We start from the raw sequence: 15,781 nt of genomic DNA on the forward strand, positions 1-15,781 counted from the left end.
GGCGGCAGGCGAGTACCTGTGCTCGGGAGGCGCGAACCTGCGCGATCCGCAGGGCCTGGTCCAGGCCGTACTGCGCTACAACCACTCCATGGACTACGTGTCCACCGTGCTCCGGTGGATGCAGACCTACAGCCAGTCCACGGTCACGCTGCCCGACACCGAGGGCGTGATCCCGCAATCGACCGGCGACGACGGCAACGTCGAACCCGGTGGCGATCCCACCGAGGAGCCCACCGGCCAGGCCACGACCACCCCGACGCCTACCCCGACGCCGACCCAGGGGTTGACGACAACCACCGCGCCTACTCAGCCGCCGGTGCAGAAGCCCACCCCGGGCGTGACCACCCCGTTCCCGCCGAAGACCCCGGTCCCGTCGCAGCCCCCGTGGCAACAGCCGCCCAGCCAGCCCACGAAGCCGCCGCAGACCCAGCCGACGAGCACACCGACACCTCCGACCAGTACGCCGCCCGACACCCCGACTCCTCCGCCGGACACCCCAACGCCGCCGCCGGACACTCCGACGCCGACCCCGACGGACCCCGTCACTGAAACCCCGCCTGCGGAAACTCCCAGTGAAACTGGGGCAAATCTGTCGCCATAAGTGGCTAGTCGGCTACTGAAGGCAACAGAAGTGCCCACATATCGGACAGGCTGGTCGCGCAGCGCCGACTGAGTTGCCTGCCTGCCCGCACGGCGAGCAGGCTAGGTTCATGACGAAGCCGGCCACACTCGGTGCCGACAGCTCCGCACAATCCGCCCCGCACTATCCGCACTCTCGTGATGACTGCTCGGAATGCCACGGCCATGACGCCGACATCATCGCGACCTGGCCCGGCCACGAGGTTCGCTGGTGCCATCGCTGTACCGGCGTCGCCCTGGCTTTGGTGGTCAACCTCGGCTACGAGGTGACCGTCCGTTCTCTCGACCGCCTGGAAGGCTAGCCCGCGAACAACCCGGCGTTCTCGTGGGTCCACTCCCGCAAGGTGCGGGGGCTGTGTCCGGTGACGGTCTCGACGGTGTCGGTGACGGTGGTCTCGTCGATGATTCCGTCGGCGTAGAAGGATTCGATCGCGCTCGCGTACTGCGGCGGCATCGCGGCGAGCAGGTCGTCGTGGGACTCGGCCCGCGTCATCTCATAGGTCTGCAAGGGGCGGCCGAGGACCTCGCCGAGGATCCGCACCTGCTCCGCCGGCTTCAACGCGACCGGCCCACTCAGCCGGTACGCCGTTCGCGAGTGACCGTCTTCCGTCAGAGCACGGACCGCCACCTCGGCGATGTCCAGCGGGTGGATCGTCGAGATCGGCACCTCGGGGAACTGCACGCGGACGACATCACCCGCGCGGAGCTGATCGAGCCAGCGCAGGGTGTTCGACATGAAGGTGTTCGGCCGCAGATACGTCCAGTCCAGCCCGGAGGCATCCACCGCGGCCTCGGCGGCCAGGTGGTACTGAGCGATCGCGTTCGCCGTCTCCGTACCGACGACCGAACTGCTCGACAGCAAGGCGACCCGCTGGACGCCGGCCTTCACCGCGTTCGCCAGCAACTCCTCGATCCGGTCGTAACCGCTGAGCAGGAAGATCCCGGAAACCCCGTCGAGTGATTCGACGAAGGTGTCGGGCTGATTGAGATCGCCGTACACGGGCTCGATCCCAGCAGGCAGTTCGACCTTGCTCCGCGCCAACGCCCGCCCGGGCAGACCCGCTGCCGCCAGCGCCCGAACCACAGCCCCGCCGGCGTTGCCGGTCGCTCCCGTCACCAGAACCGTCACGGTCGCAACACTGCCAGACGAAAGGGTGAATCGGCGCTGTCAGCGCACCTGATCGAGAGCCGCGGCGGCTATGACAGCGTCACGGATACAGTCCGCGGGGTCACCTTGGTGATAGATGCGTTCGCTCGGCTCGATGTTGTCCAGGAAGCGTTGGTACGTCACCGCGCCCAGGAGTTCGGCGATCACGGTGCTCGGTTTCAGCGCGCGCGACGGTTCGCTGCCTGGAAGGTGCTTGCGCCAGGCCGCCGTCCAGGTCGAGACGGCGTTGTCTTGTTTCTCGACAGGCAGCCAGACGCGAAGACGCTCGATGTCGGCGGCGGGATGGCCGACGTAGCTGTCGGCCCAATCGACGATCAACCGGTTCGTCCCGTCCGAACGCCAGTTGCCGGGGTGGAAATCCCCGTGCACAAGGGTGTTCGGCAGCCCTGACGACTCGAGTGCGTCGATGATCGCGGGCAGGTCTTCCGTCAGTTGCCGAGCTCCGGCGAGCTCCTCTGCCGACAGTTGCGTGCCCGCCTCGCCTGCCAGCAACGAGTCCAGCTCACCCGGCAGATCCCGCGGCAGCATCCGCGGCGTGTTCAGCTCGTCCGCCTCCGCAGCAAGAGCCGCCTGTACTGCGACCCAGCGGCTGACCACATCCTGCACAGTCGCCTGATCTGGTTCCCAGCAGTCGATCCCAGGAGCATGGCGCAGCAGGGACCACCGGTTGTCCAGGTCGACCGCGAGTACGCCGGGTGCGAGCGCAGCGTCGTACCTGTGGACGTGCTGGATGATGTCGGCGTCGACACTGCAGAACCGGCTGGTCGCCTTCGCCCACGCACCGGCACCGGCGAACTGGATCAAGCAGGAGAGATTCCAGGACTTCACCTGGGCAGGAGTGTCCTCGCCGATGAAGCCGGTGGCCCAGGAGATCAGCCGCCGCGGTCCGTCGACCTCAGCCCAGGTGGATCGCAACGGATGAGGTTTGGTGAGGTCCGGCCAGTCGGGACGAGGCCTTGGATCCAGTACTCCGGGACGCGGCTCGCTCTCCACCTGGACGTGATAGAGCACCCGGCCACCGCGCATGCGGTCGGCATCGTGGGTCTCGAGCAGCCGAAGGACCATAGTCGGCGTACCGAGCAACTCGTCAAGCTGGCGCGTGACGCTCCCGATCTCGGACCACCAAGGCGACTCCACCGTGAACAACGGCGCCTGCCCCACATACCGGCCGCCCACACTGACGAGCGCCTCAACCGTCTTCGTCTCCACCAGCCACCCTCCCCTGTCACCATCAGTGTGACCTGACCCGGTGCCACCTGCCTCAGTAGGCGTGGCTGACAGAGCCGGGGTCCCGATATCGGTGACAACTGCCTATCTCGGTCGTGGCCGCTAGGCTCGCCTCCGTGGACACTGAGCAGGTAGTGCTGGTGGACGAGGCCGGCCGGGCGATCGGCCGTCAGGACAAGGCGACGGTCCACCATGCCTCGACCCCGCTGCATCTCGCGTTCTCCAGCTATGTGGTCGACGACCAGGAGCGGGTACTGCTGACCCAGCGGGCGCCCACCAAGCGCACCTGGCCGGGCGTCTGGACGAATAGTTGCTGTGGGCACCCACTCCCCGGTGAACCGCTCGAGGATGCCGTCAGCCGCCGCCTCCGCGACGAACTCGGCCTGGTCGCTGAGCAGGTGGACCTGGTCCTGCCCGCGTTCCGCTACCGCGCGGAGATGCCCGAGGGGATCGTCGAGAACGAGCTGTGCCCGGTGTTCCGGGTCACCTGCGCGGGGGAGATCACCCCTGCCCCGGCCGAGGTCGCGGCGTACCGGTGGGTCGCGTGGCCGGAAGTCGGCGCCCAGGACGGGTTGTCGCCGTGGTGCGTACTGCAAGTGACCGAGCTGGCACGCCTCGGCGCGAATCCGAGCGCGTGGCCGCTCGCGGACGCAGCCTTGCTGCCGCCGGCCGCCCACTTGGGCACCGCTGGGCGGCCGGACAGGTAGGGCACGGTCAGTATCAGGACGCGGGCCGGCCTGCCGCTTTCAGTTCGGTGAGCAGGGCGGGACCGGTCCAGGACCGCTGCCCGCCGGACTCAGCGGCGCGGATCAGCTCGATCAGCTTGGCGTTCACCGGGGCCTTGCGGCCCAAGGATTCGGCCAGCCGGACCACCTCACCGTTGAGGTAGTCGATCTCGGTCCGACGCCCCGCCTGCAGGTCCTCCCACATCGAAGTGCGGGCATGGGGATCGATCGCAATCATCTTTCCGGCCAGGCGCTTGAACAAGAAGTCGGGCAGCCGCATGACGTCGGGAAGCCTGCGCGTCGGCAATGGCATCAGCTGCGCGGGGGTGATGCCTTTCGCCTTCAGCACAGCGAGAGTCTCGGACTGGGCGGCAGCCAGGCACCGGCGATAGGCGTGCTGCGAGAGCTCGTCCTTCAGTGGTAAGTCCGAGAGAGCGTTGACCGGGTTGTTGAGGTTCAGCAGCAGCTTCGCCCATTGCACGGGAAGGATGTCGGCGTGCTGGGTGAGGGGGAGTCCCGCCCGGGCGAAGGCGTCCGTGAAGGTTTGCAGAGCAGGGTTCTGCTGGACGTCGAGGTCGCCCTGGGTGCCCTGGTGGAAGGCGCCGCCGCCGCGGTTCAGCACGCTGAAGGGAACCATGCCGGTCAGCACGAGGTGATCGGTCAGCCGCTCCCGCAGGACGTCGCCGTTGCGGACGCCGTTCTGGAAGCTGACCACGATCGCGCCGGGTTTCAGGACCGCTGCCAGCTCGTCCGCGACGGTCGCCGTGGCCGCGGACTTCACGGTGACGAGCACGAGCCCGGCCTCGCCGACGCCGGCCGGGGTCGTCTCGAAGCGGACGTCCTTCACCCGCAGGTCGGCGCCCAGGTAGTCCGTGAGATGAAGGCCGTGCTCGGCCAGTTCTCCGGCCAGACGCTGCCGCCCGATCAGAACCACCTCGGTCCCGGTAGCGGCGAGCCGCCCTCCGACATAGCAACCGACGCCACCCGCGCCGTACACCGCGATCGTCATGCGCCCAGTATCACCGGGCCTGGACCACCTGTCCGCCTAGTGCAGCCGGACGCGGGGATCCAGGACGGCGTACACGATGTCGACCAGGATGTTCGCCACCACGACGGCGGCGGAGGCGAACAGCACGATGCCGATGATCACCGGGAGGTCCTGCTGGTTGATCGCGACCACCGCGGTCTGTCCCAGCCCGGGCAGGCTGAAGACGGTCTCGATGACGACCACGCCACCGATCAACTGGCCCAGGTCGATGCCGAACTGGGTGACGACCGGCGTCAGCGCGCTCCGCAGTCCGTGCCGCACGATCACTCGTCGTTCCCGGATCCCCTTCGACCGCGCAGTACGGATGTAGTCCTCGCCGAGCACGTCGAGCATCGCCCCGCGGGTCAGCCGCGTGTACGTCGCCGCCAGCAACAGGGCGAGCGCGATCCATGGCAACAACAGATGCTGCACCCAGGAACCGACTCCCTGGGTGATGCCGGTGTACCCGCCGGCCGGGAACCAGGTGAACCCGGCGAGCGTGAGCCGGAAGTACAGGAAGTACAGCAGCAGCAACCCGAGCAGGAACGACGGGAACGAGTAGAAGAACAACGAGAACAGGGTGAGACCGCGATCGGCCAGCGACCGCGGGTGGACCGCCGAGATCACTCCGTTGAACACTCCGAGCAGCAACCACAGGACTGCTGCCCCCAGTGCCAGTGACACCGTGATCGGCAAGGCCTGCCCGATGATCGTTGTCACCGGCACCTGGTGGTAGTAGTCGTACCCGAGGTTGCCGTGCAGCGCGTTCTTGATGAAGTCGAGGTACTGCTTCCAAACCGGCTGGTCGAGCCCGAGTCGTTGTTTGATCAGGGCGATGGTCTCGGGCGTCGCCTGCCGGCCGGCCAGCGTCTGCGCGACGTTGCTCGGGGCAACGAAGAACAACCCGAAGACGGCGACGGTGATCAGCCAGAGCACGAGGATGCCGTGCCCGAGCCGGCGGATCAGGAACATGACCATCGGAAAACCACCTTCAGCGCAGCCGGTCGGCCCGCGGATCGAACGCGTCCCGCACGCCGTCGCCGAACAGGTTGAAGGCGAGCGTCGTGATGAGCAGGGCGATCCCGGGGAAGAGAATGAACCACCAGGCGGTCGTGTAGTAGTTCTGCGACTCGCTGATCATGCCGCCCCAGTCGGCGGTGGGTGGCGGGAGTCCGAGGCCGAGGAACGACAACGTCGCCTGGGTGACGATGACCACCGGGATCAGCAGTGTGGTGTAGACGATCACCGGCGCCAGCACGTTCGGCAGCACGTCGACGAACATGATCCGGGTGTCGCCGGCGCCGAGCGAGCGGGCCGCCTCGACGAACTCGCGTTCCCGCAGCGACAGCACCTGGCCGCGGACGATCCTGGCCACCGAGGCCCAGCTGAAGAACCCGATCACCAGCACCGTGATCGACAGACTCGGACCGGTGATCGACACCAGCGCGATCGCCACCAGCAGGAACGGCACCGACAGCACCACGTCGATCAACCGCGCCAGGATCGTGTCGACGATGCCACCGAGGAATCCGGCGGCCAGCCCCAGGACCACGCCGATGACCACGGTGATCGCGGTCGCGGCGACGCCGACCAGGAGCGAGATGCGAGCCCCGTAAGCGATCCGGACCAGCACATCCCGGCCGAGGTCGTCGGTGCCGAACCAGAACGTACCGTTCGGCCCGCGCGGCAGGCCGTCCGGGGTCAGCCCGATCTGGCGGTACTGCTCGTTCGGCGGGTGTCCGGTGATCGCGGCGACCACCGGCGCGAAGATCGCCATCAGCACGATCAGCACGATCACCACGAGCGAGATCATCGCCACCTTGTCGCGCCGCAGCCGCCGCATCGCCAGCAGGACCGGGCTGCGTCCCTCGATCGCCTTGGCGGGCGCCTCGATCACTTCCAGCGCGGCGGTCATGATGCCTCCCGATCTGGAAGATCCACTAGCTCCGGTACGGCGGTGGACAGGTCCTCGCCGATCGTCAACGGGAAGAAGCAGGCGGTCCGGTGGGCCGGGTCGTCGTCGAAGACCGGTTCCAGCGGGGGCTCGGAGGCGACACAGTCCGCACGGGCCTTCGGGCACCGGGTGTGGAACCGGCAGCCCTGCGGCGGGTTCGTCGCGGACGGGATGTCGCCGGCCAGGATGATCTGCTCCCGGCTGTCGGCGGTGTCCGGGTCCGCGACGGGAAGGGCCGACAGCAACGCCCGGGTGTACGGATGCCGGGTCTGCTCGAACAACTGGTCGGTCGGCGACACCTCGATCAGCTTGCCCAGGTACATCACCGCGATCCGGTCGCTCACGTGCCGGACCACGGACAGGTCGTGCGAGATGAAGACGTAGGTGAGGTCGAAGTCCTTCTGCAGATCCGCGAGCAGGTTGATGATCTGCGCCTGGATCGACACGTCGAGCGCCGACACCGGTTCGTCGCAGATCACCAGCTTCGGCCGCAGCGCCAGCGCCCGGGCGACCCCGATCCGTTGCCGCTGGCCACCGGAGAAGTCGGACGGGAACCTGTTGTAGTGCTCGGGGTTGAGCCCGACCAGCTCCATCAGTTCCTGCACCCGCTTCTTCCGCTCGGCGCCCTTGGAGATGCCGTGGATGGCGAACGGATCACCGATGATCGAGCCGACCCGCCGGCGCGGGTTCAGCGAGCCGTACGGATCCTGGAAGATCATCTGGATCTCCCGGCGCAGCGGCCGCATCGCCCGGCGGGACAGCCCGGTGAGTTCGTTGCCGTCGAACCACACCGAGCCCGACGTCACGTCGTACAGGTGGGCGATGCAGCGGGCCAGGGTCGACTTGCCGCAGCCGGTCTCGCCGACCAGCCCGAGCGTCTCGCCCTTCCGCACCTCCAGCGACACCCCGTCGACCGCGCGGACGACCTCGCCCCGATGGGTCGGGAACTCCTTGCGGACGTCCTGCACGCGCAACAGCGGCTGTGGTTCGGTTGAGGCCTCCGTCATCAAGCCACCGCCTCGACTACGTCGTGGTCCAGCCAGCAGGCCGACTGATGCCGCGGATCGCCCTGGACGTCGGCCAGCGGCGGGGTCTCCACCCGGCACCGGTCGAACACATGCGGGCAGCGGGCCGCGAAGGGACAGCCGGGCGGCAGGCTGATCAGGCTCGGCGGGCTCCCGGGGATCGGGGTCAGCCGCTTGCCCTTCTGGGTCGGCAATGAGGCCAGCAGCCCTTGCGTGTAAGGGTGATGGTTGCGGTAGAAGATGTCCCGGCGGGGTGCGCGTTCCATCACCGCGCCGGCGTACATCACGATCACCTCGTCCGACATCTCCGCGACCACGCCCAGGTCGTGCGTGATCAGGATGATCGCGGTGCCGAACTCCTGCTGGAGCTTGCGCATCACGCTCAGCACCTGGGCCTGCACGGTCACGTCGAGCGCGGTGGTCGGCTCGTCCGCGATCAGCAGCGCCGGGTCGAGTGCCATCGCCATCGCGATCATCACCCGCTGCCGCATCCCGCCGGAGAACTGGTGCGGATAGTCGTCGATCCGCTCCGACGCCCGCGGGATGCCGACCAGGGTCAGCAGGTCGGCCGCCCGGCGGCGGGCGTCCCGCTTGGAGATCCCCCGGTCGTGCGCCTGGATCATCTCCACGATCTGCCAGCCGATCCGGTAGAGCGGGTGCAGGCTGGACAGCGGGTCCTGGAAGATCATCCCGATCTCCGCGCCGCGCAACCGGCGCAGGGTCGGTGCGTCCGCGGTGATCAGGTCGGTGCCGTCGAAGACCGCCGTACCGGACACCTCGGCACCACGGGTCAGACCGGTGATGGTCTGGGTGGCCACGCTCTTGCCCGACCCGGACTCGCCGACCACGGCCAGGGTCTGACCCGGCTCGATCGAGAACGACAGCCCCCGGACGGCACGGACGATGCCGTCCGGGGTGTCGAACGAGACCCTGAGGTCACGGACTTCCAGCAATGCCATCAATCAGCCCTGCTTGTCCTTGGCGAGCCAGACGTTCGTGGGGTCGAACATCTGCATCGCGGGCACGAAGACCGCGTTGTTCACCTGTGACGCGTGGTAGTTCGGCCACTTCGGGTTGGTGAGGGGGTAGAAGGGCGCGTCGGCCATCACCTTCGCGTCCGCCTGGGCCCAGAGCGCCGCAGCCTGGTCCTCGGTCGGCGCCGCGGCCGCCTGCTGGATCAGCGTGTTCGTGGACGGGTCGTTGTACAGGCCGAAGTTGCTGCCGATCGGCGGGAACGACGGGGTCCCGGAGAACAGCGGGTTGAAGAAGGACAGCGCCGCGTTGCCGTACCAGTCGGCGCCCCAGCTGGCCAGGGACAGATCCCAGACCCCGCTGCGCGCGGCCGTCGGGACCTGCAGGTACTTCACGTAGAAGTCCGCGTTGGGCGACGGTACGCCGACCACGGTGATCCCCGCCTTGCTGAGATCCTGCTGGATCGTCTGGAAGGCCTTGCTGCCGCCCTCGGACGCGTTCCGGTAGAGGAACTTCAGCGTCAGCTTCGGGTAGCCCGCTTCGGCCAGCAACTGCTTGGCCTTGTCCACGTTGAACGGGTACGGGTCGATCTGCTTCGAGCCGACGATGCTGGCCGGCAGCACGTGGGTGAGCGGCGGGTTGATCGTCGGTCCGCCGAGCACCTGCAGCACGTTGTCCCGGTTGATCGCGTAGCTGATCGCCTGCCGCACCTTCAAGTTCGCCAGTGCCTTGTTGTTGTTCGGTGAGGCCGTGTTGTAGACGACGTACGGGTTGGTCGACGCGGTCTCCCCGAGGTTGAGGTTCGGGTCCTTCTTGGCGATCAGCGCGGGGAGTTGCGACGGTGGCGGGCCGACGTCGAACTCGAGGTCGGCGCTCGGCGTCCCGGTCTGCAACTGCTGCTGGATGGAGTCCTGGCTGACCGTCTCGTTGACGTTGATCTTGTCCACGTAGGCCTTGCGGACCGTGTCGGTGCTCGCGTTCCAGGCCGGGTTGCGCGTGTAGGTGATCGACTTGGTCGGCACCCAGGAGTCCACCTGGTACGGACCGTCGGACGGGAAGTTGTTGCCGAGCTCTGTGCTGGCCGGCAGATACTTCAACGCCTCGACCGGAGCCGGGGAGAAGGCCGGCAGCGTGAGCATGTCGGGGAAGTAGGTGGCCGGCTGGGTCAGCGTGAAGACGACTGTGGTGTCGTCCTTGGCGACCACGCCGGGCAGCGGGGTGTTGTTGATGTAGGACGCGATCGCGGCCGGGGTGCTCGCCACCTTGGCGAAGCCGGCCTGGAACGCCGGGAAGCCGACGATCAGGTTCGCGAAGTCCGGGATGCCGCCGAACGGCTGGACCGGGTTCGCGGTCCGCTTCAGGCCGCGGACGAGGTCGGCCGCGGTGACCTGGCGGGCCGGGCTGGTGTTCCACTGGGCGCCCGACTTGATCTTGATCGTGTAGGTCTTGCCGTCGGCGCTGATCCCGCCGTTGGCGGTGGTCGGCAGTTCGGTGGCGAGGTCCGCGACCGGTGTGGTGTTCTTGCCCCCGGGGTCGGCCGGGTAGGTGAACAGCTGACGGCTCCACATCCGCAGGTTCAGGTAGCCGACCGAGTAGTAGCTGATGTTCGGATCCATGTAGTCGACGTCACCCGCCCCGAGCATGTTCAGGGTGCCGCCGGTGACCGCGGCGCCCGCGGTGCTGCTCCCCGTGTCGCTGGTGCCGCTGCTGTTGTTGCAGGCTGCCAGTGAGAGGGTGGTGACGGCAACGATCGTTGCAGCCGCCAGCCGTCTAGCGGTGCTGGCCATTGGTCCTCCTCCAAGACTCGATAAGGCCGAAGCTAGGAGCGGACGGATGCCGAGCGAGGGTGTTTCACGCAACCGTCAAGACTTCGTCATCGGCCCGCGCAGCGCAGATGACGAAGTCATGACAGCTGTAATCCTCGAAAACTCCCAGCGGCGAGCGACACTGGTGGGGTGCCTCACAGCTTGTTGTTGGTCGATGACGAACCGCGGATCAGGCGGGTACTGCGGCTCGCCCTGGAGGACGAGGGCTACCAGATCTCCGAGGCGGCGAACGGCCTGGACGCCCTCGCGGCGCTGCGCCGGGAGCCTCCGGACGTGGTGCTGCTGGACCTGATGCTGCCGGACAGGGACGGTTTCGCGGTCTGCCGGGAGATCCGGCGGACCAGCGCCGTACCGGTCATCATGGTGACCGCGCGCACTGACAGTCACGATGTGGTCGCAGGTCTGGAGGCGGGCGCGGACGACTATGTGACGAAGCCGCTGGTCGCCAAGGAGCTGTCCGCCCGGATCCGCGCGCTGCTGCGCAGGGTGGAACCAGCCGGTACGCCGTCGTCCGACCGGTTCCTGGTGGGCGACCTGGAGATCGCCGTGGGGGCCGCCCAGGTGACTCGGGACGGCGTGGTGCTGCCGCTGACCAGGACCGAGTTCAAGCTGCTGGTCGAGCTCGCGGACGCCGAGGGCAAGGTCTGCAGCCGCGAGCACCTGCTCTCGAAGGTCTGGGGCTACGGGTACTTCGGTGACAGCCGGATCGTGGACGTCCACATCCGCCGGCTGCGGCTGAAGATCGAGCGGGATCCGGCCAGTCCGAAGCACCTCGTCACGGCCCGCGGCCTGGGCTACCGACTGGTGAGCTGACGTTGCGGCGCTTCGGCCTGCGGGACCGGGTGATCCTGGCCTACGGTCTGCTGGCTCTCTGTCTGTCGGGCGTGCTCGCCCTGGTGACCTACAACGTCGTCTCGGACTACCTGACCCGGCAACGTACCTCGTCCGCGATCGTGGAGACGACCGACAACGCGGCGGCTTTGCGGTACGGGCTCTACGAGACCGCGCCGTCCTGCCACAACGTCCCCGACTGCGACACCACGCCCGTGCCGAGGTCGAACCCGGACGTGATGAACCTGCTCGACTCCCTGCCGTCCACCGACTCCGCGGCCTCGCTGCTGTTCTTCAACAACAAGTGGGTCGCCGCGGTCGGCAGTCCGGACGATCTGCCGGCGGACATGGTGCAGGCGGCCCGCTCCGGCACAGAGGTGAACCGGCGGATCACCGTGGCGGGCCAGCAGGTGATGGCCGTCGGCGTGCCGTTGTCGCGGCAGGGCGAGGCCTTCTTCCAGTGGCACCCGCTGAACAGCCTCGACGAAACCCTGCTGACCTTGAAGATCACCCTCGTCGCCGCGGCGATCGTGACGGCCATCATCGGCCTGGCGGTCGGCAGGCTCGCGAGCACGTTGGCGCTGCGGCCGCTCGCCAAGTTGACCCAGGCCGCGGCTGCCGTCGCGCGGGGGCAGCTCGACGCCCGGCTGAAGGCCGAGGGCGACCCGGATCTGACCGGTCTGGCCCGCTCGTTCAATCAGACGGCCGCCACCCTGGAGCAGCGGGTGTCGGCCGATGCGCGGTTCGCCGGCGACATCAGTCATGAACTGCGGACGCCGCTGATGACGATGCTGAACTCGATGCAGCTGATCCAGAACCACCGGGCCGAACTCCCCGCGGCGGTCCGCGAGCCCGTCGAACTGCTAGGCGACGACCTGGACCGGTTCCGCCGGCTGGTGATCGACCTGCTGGAGATCTCCCGCGACGACGGCGGCGACCAGGGGATGCGGGAGCTCGTCCGGATCGGCGACCTGGTCCGGGCCGCGGCGGACGAGACCGCCGGCCGGTCGATCACCGAGGTCGCGCCGGACGCGGCCGACCTGATGCTGCAGGCCGACAAACGCCGGCTCGAACGCGTGATCGCCAACCTGGTCGAGAACGCCGAGGACCACGCGGGCGGCTGCAAGGGCGTCAGCGTGATGGCCGGCGGCCTCGGCGTCGTTGTGTACGTCGACGACGCCGGCCCGGGGATCCCCGAATCCGAACGGGAGCGCATCTTCCAGCGGTTCGGCCGGGGTGACCGGGACGGCAAGAGCCGGGGGATCGGCCTCGGGCTGGCGATCGTCGCCCGGCACGTGGAGTGGCACCACGGCATCATCCGGGTCAAGGACCGCCCCGAGGGCGGCGCCCGCTTCATCATCGAACTCCCCGCCAAACCGCTCTGACGAAAACCAGCTGACGTCGGCCGGTGCTCCGGCCTACCCTGGCGTCATGGCTACTTGCCTCTGTGTCTAGCTGCGCGACCCGCTTCCCCACCAGAAGTGCGTCCACCAGCTATCACGGAGAGTAACCATCATGATCACCGTCCGCGGTGTCGACATCCGTGTCGGCGCCCAGCTCCTCTTGTCCGACCTGTCCTTCCACATCGGGCCCGGAGACCGCATCGGTCTCGTCGGCCGGAACGGCGCGGGCAAGACCACCCTGCTGAAGGCCCTGGCCGGCGAAGACCGCCCTGCCACCGGCTCGATCAACGTCACCGGATCCGTCGGCTACCTGCCACAGGACCCGCGCGCCGCGGATCCGGCCGTCACCGTTACCGCCCGGATCCTGTCCGCCCGCGGACTCGACATCGCCGTCGACCGCCTGCGGAAGGCGGAGGCGGCGATGAGCAGTGCCGTCGGCGAAGCCCAGGAGCGCGCGATGGCGGCGTACGCCGAGGCCGAGGCCGAGTTCCAGGCCGGCGGTGGCTATGCGGCCGAGGCGGAAGCGGCCCGCCTCGCGGCAGGCGTCGGCCTGCCGAATCGTGCCCTGGAACAGCCCGTCGGCGAACTCTCGGGTGGTCAGCGCCGCCGGGTCGAGCTGGCCCGGATCTTGTTCGCGGAGCACGACACCCTCTTGCTCGACGAGCCGACCAACCACCTGGACGCCGATTCGGTCGTCTGGCTCCGCTCGTTCCTGCTCGGCTACCAGGGCGGCCTGGTGGTGATCAGCCACGACCGTGAGCTGCTCGCCGCCACCGTGAACCGGGTGTTCCACCTGGACCCGCAGCGCCTCACGATCGACCTCCACAACACGGGCTGGGCGAAGTACCTCGCCCAGCTCGAGACGGATGAACGCCGGCGCGCGCGGGAACGTAGTACGGCGGAGCGCAAGGCGGCGGTCCTGCACGCGCAGGCGGACAAGATGCGCGCGGGAGCCACCACGGCCGTTGCCGCGCGCAACATGGCTCGCCGGGCGGACAAACTGCTCTCCGACCTCGAGCCCGTACGCCGGGCCGCGCGGGTGGCTCGCATTCGCCTGCCCGAGCCGGCGCCATCGGGAAAGACACCGTTGAGCGCCAGCGGCCTGACCAAGTCGTACGGCGGACTCGACGTACTCAAGGGCGTCGACCTCGCCGTCGACAGGGGGAGTCGGCTGGTCATCCTCGGTCTCAACGGCGCGGGCAAAACCACCTTGCTGCGGATCTTGGCCGGTCGGGAACAACCGGACAGCGGCCGGGTGGTGCACGGTCACGGGCTGAGGCTCGGGTACTTCGCGCAGGAACACGACACGCTGGATCTCGCCGTCACGGTTCGCCAGAACCTGGCCTCCGTAGCGCCGAGGCTCACCGACGGCGAGGTCAGAAACGTGCTCGGCTCGTTCCTGTTCAGCGGCGACGACGCGGACAAGCCGGCCAGGGTCCTGTCCGGTGGCGAGAAGACCCGCCTGGCCCTGGCCGGGCTGGTCCACTCGGGCGCGAACGTGCTCCTGCTCGACGAGCCGACGAACAACCTCGATCCCGCCTCGCGGAACGAGGTCCTCGGTGCGGTCGGCAGCTATCCGGGAGCGATCGTCATGGTCACCCACGACGAGGGCGCCATCGAAGCCCTCCAGCCCGACCGGGTGCTGGTGCTCCCGGACGCGGCAGAGGACCTGTGGACGGACGACTACCTGGACCTGGTCTCCCTCGCCTGAGGCGATTCCTTTGACGGGCAGTCGGAGTCTGCCTCCTCGAACCAACGAATTCGAGGAGGCAGACTGATGCGAGTGGCGACGTCCGAGTCCGAGGGATTTGTCCGGGAGGCCGAGGGGTTCCGGCGAGAGTTGCTCGCGCACTGCTACCGGATGCTCGGCTCGGTCGACGACGCCGAGGACCTGGTCCAGGAGGTGATGCTGCGCGCCTGGCGGTCGTACGAGAAATTCGAGGGCCGTTCCTCGGTCCGCACCTGGCTGTACCGGATCGCGTCAAACGCCTGCCTGAGCGCTCTCCAGCACCGCGACCGCCGGTACGTGCCGTCCGGGCTCGGCGCTCCGGGCGACGACCCAGATGGCACGATCGAGCTCGCCGGGCCGGAAGTCCGCTGGGTCCAACCGATCCCGGACTCCCTGGTCGATCCGGCCGAGATCGTTGCCGGGCGCAACCACCTTCGACTCGCCCTGATCGTCAGTCTGCAGCACCTCCCACCGCAGCAACGTGCGGTCCTGTTGTTGCGCGAGGTACTGGCCTTCTCCGCCGCCGAGGTTGCCGGGCTGCTCGACCTCAGCGTCCCGGCCGTGAAGAGCAGCCTCCAGCGCGCCCGCGCGAAACTCGATGAGCTGGAACCGGACGGCGACCAGATCACCGAGCCCTCCGACACTCGCGCCCGGGCCCTGCTGGACCAGTACATCGCCGCCTTCGAGAACTCCGACGCGGTCGCGATGGGAAAGCTGCTCCGCGACGACACCGTGCTCGAGTTCAGCCCGTCGCGCACCTGGTTCTCCGGCCTCCGGACCTGTCTGCCCTACCTGGCGAACTACGCCCTGGGCTCACCCGGCGAGTGGCGGATGATCCCGACCGCAGCCAACGGACAACCCGCGGCCGCGACGTACCGGCGTACCGAATCAGGCACCTACGAGCCCCTCGGCATCGCAGTCCTCACCCTCGCCGACGACGGAATCGCCCGCATCACCGTCTTCGGCGACCCCACCCTCGTCACCACGTTCGCCTTCCCCGCTGCAACCTGACCTGCAGTCCATTCCTGCGCACGAACAAACAACAGCCGGTATCCGGGCACCCCGGGTGCGCCGGCACCCCGGCACCCCGGCACCCCGGACATGCCCAGGTGCGCCGGGTGCCGGGGGGTCCTGTGGGAAGCCTTGGGATCGCTCGCCTGCTTTTGACGGTCTGTGGATGACTGGGTTGACGTTCTGGTGGCTCGGTGGGCATGGGCGTAGGTGGTTCGCGGGGGCGGCAGGTGAGGGTTTTGCG

At 68.3% G+C, this 15,781-nt stretch carries 14 protein-coding genes and 1 pseudogene; 7 read left to right on the forward strand and 8 right to left on the reverse strand.

The genetic code is table 11. The features are described 5' to 3' along the window. Together VFG33_RS22725 and VFG33_RS22730 are read left to right on the forward strand one after the other, a co-directional pair. Positions 1-601: pseudogene (locus tag VFG33_RS22725) on the forward strand (lytic transglycosylase domain-containing protein); the annotation flags it as partial. Positions 602-710: 109 nt separating this feature from the next. Continuing rightward, the gene (locus VFG33_RS22730) at positions 711-941 is read left to right on the forward strand and encodes a hypothetical protein (protein ID WP_325054943.1); all 231 of its coding nucleotides are present in this window, start codon (positions 711-713) and stop codon (positions 939-941) included. Here VFG33_RS22730 and VFG33_RS22735 read toward each other — a convergent pair. Together VFG33_RS22735 and VFG33_RS22740 are read right to left on the reverse strand one after the other, a co-directional pair. Then, on the reverse strand, positions 938-1,768 hold the full coding sequence (locus VFG33_RS22735; RefSeq protein WP_325054944.1) for an NAD(P)H-binding protein: 831 nt from the start codon (positions 1,766-1,768) through the stop codon (positions 938-940). The two genes, VFG33_RS22730 and VFG33_RS22735, sit on opposite strands and share 4 nt — an antisense overlap. A 39-nt stretch (positions 1,769-1,807) precedes the next feature. Further along, the gene (locus VFG33_RS22740; RefSeq protein WP_325054945.1) at positions 1,808-3,016 is read right to left on the reverse strand and encodes an aminoglycoside phosphotransferase family protein; all 1,209 of its coding nucleotides are present in this window, start codon (positions 3,014-3,016) and stop codon (positions 1,808-1,810) included. 134 nt (positions 3,017-3,150) lie between these two features. On the opposite strand from VFG33_RS22740, the gene idi reads away from it, so the two are divergent. Next, a complete protein-coding gene (gene idi, locus VFG33_RS22745; RefSeq protein ID WP_325054946.1) occupies positions 3,151-3,741 on the forward strand; it encodes an isopentenyl-diphosphate Delta-isomerase in 591 nt (196 codons plus the stop codon). A gap of 13 nt (positions 3,742-3,754) precedes the next feature. Here idi and VFG33_RS22750 read toward each other — a convergent pair whose 3' ends face one another. Genes VFG33_RS22750 through VFG33_RS22775 form a run of 6 tightly spaced genes read right to left on the reverse strand, consistent with a single transcriptional unit; the run spans position 3,755 to position 10,524 of the window. Next, positions 3,755-4,768, reverse strand: a complete 1,014-nt coding sequence (locus VFG33_RS22750; RefSeq protein WP_325054947.1) for a 2-dehydropantoate 2-reductase — start codon at positions 4,766-4,768, stop codon at positions 3,755-3,757. Positions 4,769-4,804: 36 nt separating this feature from the next. Continuing rightward, positions 4,805-5,764 (reverse strand): ABC transporter permease, encoded by a 960-nt coding sequence (locus VFG33_RS22755; RefSeq protein ID WP_325054948.1) that lies wholly within the window; start codon positions 5,762-5,764, stop codon positions 4,805-4,807. Positions 5,765-5,777: 13 nt separating this feature from the next. Next, positions 5,778-6,701, reverse strand: a complete 924-nt coding sequence (locus VFG33_RS22760; RefSeq protein ID WP_325054949.1) for an ABC transporter permease — start codon at positions 6,699-6,701, stop codon at positions 5,778-5,780. Beyond that, entirely contained in the window at positions 6,698-7,747 is a 1,050-nt protein-coding gene (locus VFG33_RS22765; protein WP_325054950.1) for an ABC transporter ATP-binding protein, read from the reverse strand. The genes VFG33_RS22760 and VFG33_RS22765 overlap by 4 nt, the downstream gene beginning before the upstream one ends. Then, the gene (locus VFG33_RS22770) at positions 7,747-8,724 is read right to left on the reverse strand and encodes an ABC transporter ATP-binding protein (RefSeq protein WP_325054951.1); all 978 of its coding nucleotides are present in this window, start codon (positions 8,722-8,724) and stop codon (positions 7,747-7,749) included. The genes VFG33_RS22765 and VFG33_RS22770 overlap by 1 nt, the downstream gene beginning before the upstream one ends. Before the next feature lie 3 nt (positions 8,725-8,727). Then, on the reverse strand, positions 8,728-10,524 hold the full coding sequence (locus tag VFG33_RS22775) for an ABC transporter substrate-binding protein (RefSeq protein WP_325054952.1): 1,797 nt from the start codon (positions 10,522-10,524) through the stop codon (positions 8,728-8,730). A 168-nt stretch (positions 10,525-10,692) separates the two neighbouring features. Here VFG33_RS22775 and VFG33_RS22780 point away from each other — a divergent pair, with 168 nt between their 5' ends. From VFG33_RS22780 to VFG33_RS22795, 4 genes are all read left to right on the forward strand, one after another. Continuing rightward, a complete protein-coding gene (locus VFG33_RS22780) occupies positions 10,693-11,376 on the forward strand; it encodes a response regulator (RefSeq protein WP_325054953.1) in 684 nt (227 codons plus the stop codon). 2 nt (positions 11,377-11,378) lie between these two features. Then, positions 11,379-12,779: an ATP-binding protein gene (locus VFG33_RS22785; protein WP_325054954.1), complete on the forward strand. Its 1,401-nt coding sequence runs from the start codon at positions 11,379-11,381 to the stop codon at positions 12,777-12,779. Between the two features lie 130 nt (positions 12,780-12,909). Further along, entirely contained in the window at positions 12,910-14,508 is a 1,599-nt protein-coding gene (locus VFG33_RS22790; RefSeq protein WP_325054955.1) for an ABC-F family ATP-binding cassette domain-containing protein, read from the forward strand. Between the two features lie 66 nt (positions 14,509-14,574). Beyond that, complete coding sequence (locus tag VFG33_RS22795) at positions 14,575-15,537, forward strand: sigma-70 family RNA polymerase sigma factor (protein WP_325054956.1); 963 nt, start codon at positions 14,575-14,577, stop codon at positions 15,535-15,537. Positions 15,538-15,781: the final 244 nt, after the last annotated feature.

It is taken from the genome of Kribbella sp. (genome assembly GCF_035687465.1).
Classification (GTDB): domain Bacteria; phylum Actinomycetota; class Actinomycetes; order Propionibacteriales; family Kribbellaceae; genus Kribbella.